Raw genomic sequence first — 9329 nt, forward strand, 5'->3', positions numbered from 1 at the left:
GTGCTGCTGGCGGAGGCGAACCAGTGGCCGGAGGACGTGGTCGACTACTTCGGCGACTACGCCGCCGGCGGCGACGAGTGCCACATGGCCTTCCACTTCCCCGTCATGCCCCGCATCTTCATGGCGGTCCGCAGGGAGAGCCGCTACCCCGTCTCCGAGATCCTCGCCAAGACCCCCGCCATCCCCGCCACCTGCCAGTGGGGCGTCTTCCTGCGCAACCACGACGAGCTCACCCTCGAAATGGTCACCGACGAGGAACGCGACTACATGTGGGCCGAATACGCCAAAGACCCCCGCATGCGCGCCAACATCGGCATCCGCCGCCGCCTCGCCCCCCTGCTCGACAACGACCGCAACCAGATCGAACTCTTCACCGCCCTGCTGCTCTCCCTGCCCGGCAGCCCCATCCTCTACTACGGCGACGAGATCGGCATGGGCGACAACATCTGGCTCGGCGACCGCGACGCCGTGCGCACCCCCATGCAGTGGACCCCCGACCGCAACGCCGGCTTCTCCTCCTGCGACCCCGGCCGCCTCTACCTGCCCACGATCATGGACCCCGTCTACGGCTACCAGGTCACCAACGTCGAGGCGTCGATGTCCTCCCCCTCGTCGCTGCTGCACTGGACCCGCCGCATGATCGAGATCCGCAAGCAGAACCCCGCCTTCGGACTCGGCTCCTTCACCGAACAGCCCTCCTCCAACCCCGCGGTCATCGCCTTCCTGCGGGAGCACGAGGACGACCTGGTGCTGTGCGTCCACAACTTCTCCCGCTTCGCCCAGCCCACGGAGCTGGACCTGAGCGCGTTCCACGGACGGCATCCGGTCGAGCTGTTCGGCGGGGTGCGCTTTCCGGCCGTCGGGGAGCTGCCGTACCTGCTGACCCTGGCGGGGCACGGCTTCTACTGGTTTCGGCTGCGCGGGGACGCGGCCGTCTGATGCCCGGGTGGGGCGGGCGTTTCCTCCGCCCCACGCGTGGGCACGCGTCAGTCACACCGACCAGCGATTGGACGCGACGCCATGTCGGAAGCCATGTCGCAAGCCGTCACACGCTCTGTCACCGCCGGGGGCCCCGGTCTCCTCGCTTCACTGGACCCGCTGCTGCGGGAGTGGCTGCCGCGGCAGCGCTGGTTCTCGGGAAAGGGCCGTCCGGTGACGGGCTTCTCGCTGGTCGCCGCCACCGAGCTGCTGCCCGGCGACCGGAAGCTGGGCCTGTACCACCTGCTGGTGCGCGCCCACCAGCCGCTCACTCCCGTGCACGACACGGTCCCGCACCCCGGCGACTGCTACCAGCTGCTCATAGGCGTGCGCGAGGCGCTTCCCCCGCGGCTGGCGCCCGCGCTGATCGGCCATGTGCACGAGGGCCAGCTCACCGGGCGCACGGTGTACGACGCCCTGTACGACCCCCGGCCCGCCGAGGTCGTCCTGGAGGCGCTGCGCACCCGGGCCCGCATCGGCGGGCTGCGTTTCGAACGGCGGGACGAGATACGCCCCGACTTGGTGCCCCGCGTGGTCACCGCCGAGCAGTCCAACTCGTCGGTGGTCTACGGCGACACGTTCATCCTGAAACTGCTGCGCCGGGTGGTGCCCGGCGTCAACCCCGACCTGGAACTGCCGCTGGCCCTGGCCAAGGAGGGCTGCTCACGGGTGCCACCGCCGACGGCGTGGATGACGGCGGAGCTGGACGGCGAGTCGTATGTACTCGGGGTGCTCCAGCCCTTCGTGCAGGGCGCCTCGGACGGCTGGGAGCTGGCGCTGCGCGAGCTGGCCAAGGGCGAGGACTTCAGCGCCGAGGCACGGGCGCTGGGCCGCGCCACCGCCGAGGTGCACACCGCGCTGGCCCGCGCGCTGCCCACGGTCACCCTCGGCCATGTGCAGCTCGAGTCCCTGGTGAACGGCATGACCGAGCGGCTGGAGTCGGCCGCCCAGGCGGTGCCCGCGCTCGGTCCGTACGTCCCCGGTCTGCGCTCCGCGTTCGAGGCGCTGGCCGATCTGGCGTCCGAGGGCCACACCTGGACCGCCCAGCGCATCCACGGCGACCTCCATCTCGGGCAGTGCCTGCGCTCCCCCTCCGGGCAGTGGTGGCTGATCGACTTCGAGGGTGAGCCGGCGAAGCCGCTGGCCGAGCGGCGGATGGCCCAGCCCGTGGTGCGGGACGTCGCCGGAATGCTGCGCTCCTTCGACTACGCCGCGCACTCGGCGGGCGGCCCGCCGCAACCGGAGTGGGCCGCGGCCTGCCGCGCCGCGTACTGCACCGGCTACGCCGAGGCCGGCGGCGGCGACCCGCGCACCGACCCCGTCCTGCTGCGCGCCTACGAGACGGACAAGGCGATCTACGAGGTTCTCTACGAGGCCAGGCACCGCCCCGACTGGCTCCCGGTACCGATGTCCGCGATACACCGCCTGGCCGCTCCGGACACGGCCTGACCCCATCCCTGTCTTCCATCGACCTGCGCCGAGGAGGCTCCGCCCGTGACCCCCCGCACCCCGTCCAGCGGTTCGGATCTGAAGAAGACGGCGAAAGCCGCGCAGAGCGCGCGGAAGGCCACGGAATCCCCGGCAGCGCCGGAGGGGACCCCCGCGAAGAGGACGGCAGCCAAGAAGACGACCGCGAAGAAGGAAGCCGCGAAGAAGGCCACGGCCAAGAAGAAGACGGCAGCGAAGAAGACGACGACGACGGCCCAGAAGGCCACAGCCAAGAAGACGGCGGCGCCGAAGTCGGCGAAGAAGACGACTGCCAAGGAGACGAGGCCCAAGAAGACGGCCGCGCGGGCCGGGGCCACCGGGGCCGCCGGGGCCGCCGCCAAGAAGACCGCCAAGAAGGCACCGGCGGCGAAAAGGGCACCGGCCACGACGCCGGTCCGACCGGCCGTGGGCGGACCCGCGGCGGCGAAGCCCACGGCGGCGCCGGAACCCGCGGCGGCGAAGCTCGCGACGCCCGAGCCCGTGGTCGCCTGGCGCCCGGAGGGTGGCGACACCGTCGCCGTCGGGAACGGGGACCGGGAGCGGTTGCTCGCCGGGACGCATCATGATCCGCACTCCGTGCTCGGGGCGCACCCGGTACCCGGCGGGATCGCCTTCCGGGCGTTCCGCCCGTACGCGCTGGGCGTGACCGTGGTCGCCGGGGAGCGGCGGACCGGGCTGCGCGACGACGGGCAGGGGTTCTTCTCGGGGCTGCTGCCGCTGCCGGAGGTGCCCGCGTACCGGCTGGAGGTGGAGTACGCGGGGGCGGTACAGCACACCGAGGACGCCTACAGCTTCCTGCCCACGCTCGGCGAGTTCGATCTGCACCTGATCGGCGAGGGCCGGCACGAGCAGTTGTGGCAGGCGCTCGGGGCCCGTGCGACGACCCACCGGGGCGTGACCGGCACCCGGTTCGCGGTGTGGGCGCCCAACGCCCGGGGGGTGCGCGTCGCCGGTGGCTTCAACTTCTGGGACGGCACCGGGTATCCGATGCGCTCGCTCGGCGCCACGGGCGTGTGGGAGCTGTTCGTGCCCGGGATCGGCGAGGGCGAGCTGTACAAGTTCGAGATCACCCGGCCGGACGGCTCCAGGACCCTGCGCGCCGACCCGCTGGCCCGTCGTACCGAGGTGCCCCCGGCCACGTCGTCCATCGTCCACGCCTCGCATCACGAGTGGGGCGACGCGGAGTGGATGACCCACCGGGCGGACACCCCCGCGCACGAGGCGCCGTTCTCGGTGTACGAGGTCCACCTGCCGTCCTGGCGGCCTGGTCTGACCTACCGTGAGCTGGCCGAGCAGCTCCCGGCGTACGTCAAGGACCTGGGCTTCACCCATGTGGAGCTGATGCCGGTCGCCGAGCATCCGTTCGGCGGCTCCTGGGGCTACCAGGTGACCGGTTTCTACGCGCCCACCGCGCGCCTGGGCACCCCGGACGACTTCAGGTTCCTGGTCGACGCGCTGCATCAGGCGGGCATCGGGGTCCTGATGGACTGGGTGCCGGCGCACTTCCCGCGCGACGAGTGGGCCCTGGCCGAGTTCGACGGCCGCCCCCTGTACGAGCACGCGGACCCGCTGCGGGCCGCGCATCCGGACTGGGGAACCCTGGAGTTCGACTTCGGCCGCCGCGAGGTGCGCAACTTCCTCGTCGCCAACGCCCTTTTCTGGTGCGAGGAGTTCCACATCGACGGCCTGCGGGTGGACGCGGTCGCCTCCATGCTCTACCTGGACTACTCGCGCGAGCCGGGCCAGTGGACACCCAACGAGCACGGCGGCCGGGAGAACCTGGACGCGGTGGCGTTCCTCCAGGAGATGAACGCGACCGTGTACCGCAGGGTGCCGGGCGTGGTCACCGTCGCGGAGGAGTCCACGGCCTGGGACGGAGTGACCCGCGCGACCCACCACCGGGGCCCGAGCGGCTTCGGCGGGCTGGGTTTCGGGCTGAAGTGGAACATGGGCTGGATGCACGACTCGCTCCAGTACATGAGCCACGACCCCGTCCACCGCAGGTACCACCACCACGAGCTGACCTTCTCGATGGTGTACGCCTACAGCGAGAACTACGTGCTCCCGATCTCGCACGACGAAGTGGTGCACGGCAAGCGCTCGCTGGTGTCGAAGATGCCCGGCGACTGGTGGCAGCAGCGGGCGAACCTGCGCGCCTACCTGGGCTTCATGTGGTCCCACCCGGGCAAGCAACTCCTCTTCATGGGTCAGGAGTTCGCCCAGGGTGCCGAGTGGTCCGAGGAACGCGGCCCGGACTGGTGGCTGCTCGACCCGCACTACGGTGCCGCGGCCGACCACCGGGGAGTGCTGGACCTGGTCCGCGACCTCAACACCGTCTACCGGGCCACGCCCGCCCTGTGGGCGCGCGACGTCCACCCCGACGGCTTCCAGTGGATCACCGGGGACGCGGGGGACGACAACGTCCTCGCCTTCCTGCGCCACGACGCCGGCGGCACCCCGCTGCTGGCGGTGTCCCACTTCGCCCCGGTCGTCCGCCCCGACTACCGCATCGGCGTCCCCGACGACGTGCCCGCCTGGCGGGAGGTCCTCAACACCGACGCGGCCCGCTACGGCGGCAGCGACGTCGTCCACCCGGACCCGGTCAAACCGGAGCCCCACGGCCGGCACGGCCGCCCGGCGAGCATCCGCCTGACGCTGCCACCCCTGACGACGGTGTGGCTGCGCCCGGCGTGAGGACTGCCTCCCCGTCCGAAACGGGGTCCGGGGGCGGCAGCCCCCGGGACAGTCACCGCTACTCCCCGAAGAACGCCTCCGCCAGAGCCGGAGGCAACACCTCCGTGTACAGCACGCCCAGCTGCTGGGTGGCGCGGGTCAGCGCCACGTACAGGTCGCTCGTGCCGTAACGGCCCGGCTCGACCACCAGGACGGAGTCGAACTCCAGGCCCTTGGCCTGGCGCGGGTCGAGCAGGACGACCGTGTGCGTCAGGTCGGGCTCCGCACCCGCGGTGATCCCGTCCAGCCGGGCGGCCAGGCGGCGGTGCAGGTCGCGCGGGGCGATCACGGCGAGCCGCCCCTCGGTTGGGGTGAGTTCCGCGACCGCCTTCTCCACCGCGCCGGGCAGGTCGTCGGTGGCGCGGGCCCAGGGCCGTACGCCGGTGGAGCGGACCGAGCTCGGGGGCTCGAAGCCGGGGTTCTCCGCCCGGACCACGGCCGCCGCCACGTCCATGATCTCGGCCGGGGTGCGGTAGTTGACGCCGAGACGGGTGTGCTCCCAGCGGTCCTCGACGTACGGCCGCAGGATGTCCGCCCAGGAGCCGACGCCGGCCGCCTCCGCCGTCTGCGCGGGGTCGCCGACCAGGGTCATGGAACGGGTCGGGCTGCGCCGCATCAGCAGCCGCCACGCCATCGGTGACAGCTCCTGCGCCTCGTCGACGATGATGTGCCCGAACGCCCAGGTGCGGTCGGCCGCCGCACGCTCGGCGGCGCTGCGGTGGTCGTCCTCCTCGTGGCGTTCGGCGAACCGCTCGGCGTCGATGATGTCGTGCGCGGACAGCACCTCCGAGGCGTCCGGGTCGCCGTCCTCCTTGTCCTCGAACTCGTACGTCCGGGACGCGTACGACACGTCCAGCACGCCCTGGGCATAGGCGATCTGTGTCTCGCGCTCGTGCTCGGCGCGGGCGCGGGCCACCCTGTCGTCCTCGCCGAGCAGTTCGGCGGCCTCGTCGAGCAGGGGGACGTCGGCCACGGACCATGCCCGGGTCACCGGGCGGCGGACGGCGGCCGCGTCCTCGTCGCTCACGTACCCCTCCGGATCCGCCAGGAAGTCCGCGACCAGCCGCTGCGGAGTCAGCCGGGGCCACAGCTGGTCGATGGCCGACCAGACCTCGGGGTTCTCGGCGAGCTCGTCGCGGATCTGGCTGATGTCGCTGGGGTCGAGGAGGTTGGAGCCGTCGTAGGGGTCGGTGCCGATGCGCTCGGCGACCAGGTCGGTGAGCGTGTTCAGGATGTGGCCCTCGAAGTGCTCGCGGGCCACGTTGTGCGGCAGCTTCGCGGCGCGGGTGCGCTCACGGGCGACGTTCACCAGGCCGTCGTCGAGCATCAGGACCTCGCGGTCGTGCTCGATGGCGATCACCGGGTCGGGCAGCGCCTGCCGGTCCCGTACGACGGCGGCGAGCACGTCGGCCATGTCGGCGCGGCCCTTCACCGCGGCGGCCTCGGGGGCGTCCGTCGCGGTGGCCCGCACGCCGGGGAACAGCTCGCCGACGGTCGCCAGGAGCACCCCGGTCTCGCCGAGCGAGGGCAGCACCTCGCCGATGTAGCCGAGGAACGCCGGGTTCGGGCCGACGATCAGCACGGCCCGCCGGGCCAACAGCTCCCGGTGCTCGTACAGCAGGTACGCGGCCCGGTGCAGGGCGACCGCGGTCTTGCCGGTGCCCGGGCCGCCCTCGACCACGAGCACGCCGCGGTGCGGCGCGCGGATGATGCGGTCCTGGTCGGCCTGGATGGTCCGCACGATGTCGCCCATCCGGCCGGTGCGCGCGGAGTCGAGCGCGGCGAGCAGCACCGCGTCGCCGGTCGGGTCCTCGTGGCCGGTCCGGCTGGTGTCGCCCAGGTCGAGGATCTCGTCGTGCAGCGCGGTGACCCGGCGGCCGTCGGTGGAGATGTGCCGGCGGCGGCGCAGGCCCATCGGGGTGTGGCCGGTGGCCAGGTAGAAGGGGCGGGCGACGTCGGCGCGCCAGTCGATCAGGATCGGCGTGCGCTCGGCGTCGGCGGCGCGCAGGCCGATGCGGCCGATGTGGTGGGTGTCGCCGTCGGTGAGGTCGATCCGGCCGAAGCAGAGCGAGCCGTCCACGGCGTTCAGCGCGGCCAGCAGCCCCGACCGCTCGGCGACGAGGATGTCCCGCTCCAGCCGGGCCTGCATGGGCGTGTTCCCCTGGGCGAGCGCGTCCGTGACGGATTCCTCGGTGTCACCGCGCAGCGCGTCCACGCGTGCGTACAGTCCGTCGATGAATTCCTGCTCCTGCCGCAATTCACCGTCTGGAAATTCGGTGTTTGACAATTCGGCTCCCGCCCGGATATACTGTGCTCACTGAACTTCTTCGCGACCCGTTGAATACCAAGTCGTGAATCACCGAATATACGCAAAGGAATCCCCCGGGCGCAATTGCCCCGGGGGATTTCTCATTCTCCTGCCCGATGTCACAGCACGTCGGACAGCTCCTCTACCAGCCGCCGCTTGGGCCGCGCCCCCACCATGGACTTCACGGGTTCACCGGCGCGGAAGACCATGAAGGTCGGCATCGACAGCACCTTGTAGGCGTTCGTGGTGTCCGGGTTGGTGTCCACGTCGAGCTGGACCACCTTCAGCCGGTCGCCCTGCTCGGCGGCCAGGGCGCTGAGCACGGGGCCCATCTGCCGGCACGGCGGACACCAGTCGGCCGTGAACTCCACCAGCACCGGCAGGTCCGCGCCGAGTACCTCCGTCGCGAAGTCCGCGTCCGTCACCTCTGCCACTCCCGCTGCCCTGATCACCGCTGTCGCCCTCCCAGCTCGCACCTCGGCTCCGGACCGCCCGGAACCCCCGCGTCGGCGGCCAGCGCCTCCCGCGCCTGCTCGGCTCTCGCGAGCTGGGCGCCGACCTGCTCGCGCACGGCCCGCAGCTCGCCGATCAGCGCGTCGAGCTGGTCCAGCTTGCGCCGGTAGACCGCGAGGGACGCCGGGCACGAGTCGCCCTCCGGGTGCCCGGCCCGCAGACACTCCACGAACGGCCGGGTCTCCTCCAGCTCGAACCCGAAGTCCCGCAGCGTCCTGATCTGCCTCAGCAGCCGCAGATCACGCTCGTCGTAGGAGCGGTGGCCCTGCGCGTCCCGTCGCGCGGGCAGCAGCCCCCGTGACTCGTAGTACCGCAGCGCCCGCGTCGTGGTCCCGGCCCGCTCGGCCAGCTCGCCGATTCGCATGCCTACGAACGTAAGCCCTGACGCCGACGTCAAGGCAACGGCGGAGCGCCGGCCGCCCGCTCAGGCCATCACGCCGGCCGACTCCTCCACTTCCAGCAGCGAGGCGCCGCGCCGCTCCTCTTCGAAGGCCCTGCGGCCGCCGCGCAGGCCGAACAGGCGTTTGGTGAAGGCGATGTAGAGGACGGCGAGGATGTTGAGGGCCAGGGTGGTGATCTTGACCGCGCTGATGTGCTCGGTGAGTTCGTAGATCTCCAGCGGCAGGAAGGCGGCGGTGGCGACCACGGTCAGGTACTCCGCCCACCGCTTGGCGTACCACAGGCCGACGGCCTCGATCAGTTCGACCAGCGCGTAGGCCAGCAGTACGGAGGCCACCAGGAGCAGCGTGGAGTGCTGGTAGCCGAAGGTCTTCCGGACGGTGCCGACGACCGGCGAGTGGTCGAGGTCGTAGTGGAAGTGCTGGAAGACCGGGCGGAAGACGTCCAGGTACTTCTCGAACAGCCGCCGTACCGCGTCCTGGCTGTTGCTGAATTTCCACACCGCCACCGCGACCAGCACGATGAAGACCCCGCGCAGGGCCCGCTCGAACGCGAGGAACCGCAGGATGAACAGGTCCCGCAGCACCTTGCCGCGCGGCACCAGCGGGGCGTCGCCGGCCGGTCCCGAGCCGTGCGGCTCACCGAGCGCGAAGTCGCCGCAGCGCAGGCAGCGCCACACGTCGCCCAGCGCGGTCCGCGCGTGCAGCCGGATCCGCAGCCTCGGGTCGTCCGGGGCATAGGTCACATGCCCCTTGCGCGCGCACGTGCGCCGGTCCCAGTCGATCGCCATCCCGTGGTTGCCTCCATACCTTTCCCTGTGCACCGTTCCCTGTGCACGCGGCCGTGGGGGGGGGGGGGGGGGGGGTGGGGAGGGGAGGGGGAGGGGGGGAGAGGGCGGGAGGGGAGAAAA

7 protein-coding genes are annotated in these 9329 nt (G+C 71.8%); 3 read left to right on the plus strand and 4 right to left on the minus strand.

Annotation, left to right across the window (positions count from 1 at the left end):
- The 3 genes from ACTYVM_RS13785 to glgB form a co-directional block, all read left to right on the plus strand.
- On the plus strand, nucleotides 1-939 hold a 939-nt coding region (locus ACTYVM_RS13785), incomplete at its 5' end, for an alpha-glucosidase C-terminal domain-containing protein (RefSeq protein ID WP_445526231.1).
- Between the two features lie 93 nt (nucleotides 940-1032).
- Nucleotides 1033-2427, plus strand: a complete 1395-nt coding sequence (locus ACTYVM_RS13790; RefSeq protein ID WP_445526232.1) for a maltokinase N-terminal cap-like domain-containing protein — start codon at nucleotides 1033-1035, stop codon at nucleotides 2425-2427.
- A gap of 45 nt (nucleotides 2428-2472) precedes the next feature.
- Nucleotides 2473-5160 (plus strand): 1,4-alpha-glucan branching enzyme, encoded by a 2688-nt coding sequence (gene glgB / locus ACTYVM_RS13795; RefSeq protein WP_445526233.1) that lies wholly within the window; start codon nucleotides 2473-2475, stop codon nucleotides 5158-5160.
- Nucleotides 5161-5218: 58 nt separating this feature from the next.
- Here the strand turns inward: glgB and ACTYVM_RS13800 are convergent, their stop codons facing one another.
- The 4 genes from ACTYVM_RS13800 to ACTYVM_RS13815 form a co-directional block, all read right to left on the minus strand.
- The gene (locus ACTYVM_RS13800; RefSeq protein ID WP_445526234.1) at nucleotides 5219-7456 is read right to left on the minus strand and encodes a HelD family protein; all 2238 of its coding nucleotides are present in this window, start codon (nucleotides 7454-7456) and stop codon (nucleotides 5219-5221) included.
- 170 nt (nucleotides 7457-7626) lie between these two features.
- The gene (locus tag ACTYVM_RS13805; RefSeq protein WP_445526235.1) at nucleotides 7627-7959 is read right to left on the minus strand and encodes a thioredoxin family protein; all 333 of its coding nucleotides are present in this window, start codon (nucleotides 7957-7959) and stop codon (nucleotides 7627-7629) included.
- A complete protein-coding gene (locus ACTYVM_RS13810) occupies nucleotides 7956-8384 on the minus strand; it encodes a MerR family transcriptional regulator (RefSeq protein WP_445526236.1) in 429 nt (142 codons plus the stop codon). Before ACTYVM_RS13810 ends, ACTYVM_RS13805 begins: the two co-directional genes overlap by 4 nt.
- A 60-nt stretch (nucleotides 8385-8444) precedes the next feature.
- Complete coding sequence (locus ACTYVM_RS13815; protein WP_445526237.1) at nucleotides 8445-9209, minus strand: DUF2127 domain-containing protein; 765 nt, start codon at nucleotides 9207-9209, stop codon at nucleotides 8445-8447.
- Between the last annotated feature and the right edge of the window lie 120 nt (nucleotides 9210-9329).

This window comes from Streptomyces cyslabdanicus, assembly GCF_052663305.1.

Coding starts and splice junctions, on each gene's coding strand:
- ACTYVM_RS13790 (WP_445526232.1), top strand. CDS start 1,033: ATGTCGCAAGCCGTCACACGCTCTGTCACCGCCGGGGGCCCCGGTCTC.
- ACTYVM_RS13810 (WP_445526236.1), bottom strand. CDS start 8,384: ATGCGAATCGGCGAGCTGGCCGAGCGGGCCGGGACCACGACGCGGGCG.
- ACTYVM_RS13815 (WP_445526237.1), bottom strand. CDS start 9,209: ATGGCGATCGACTGGGACCGGCGCACGTGCGCGCGCAAGGGGCATGTG.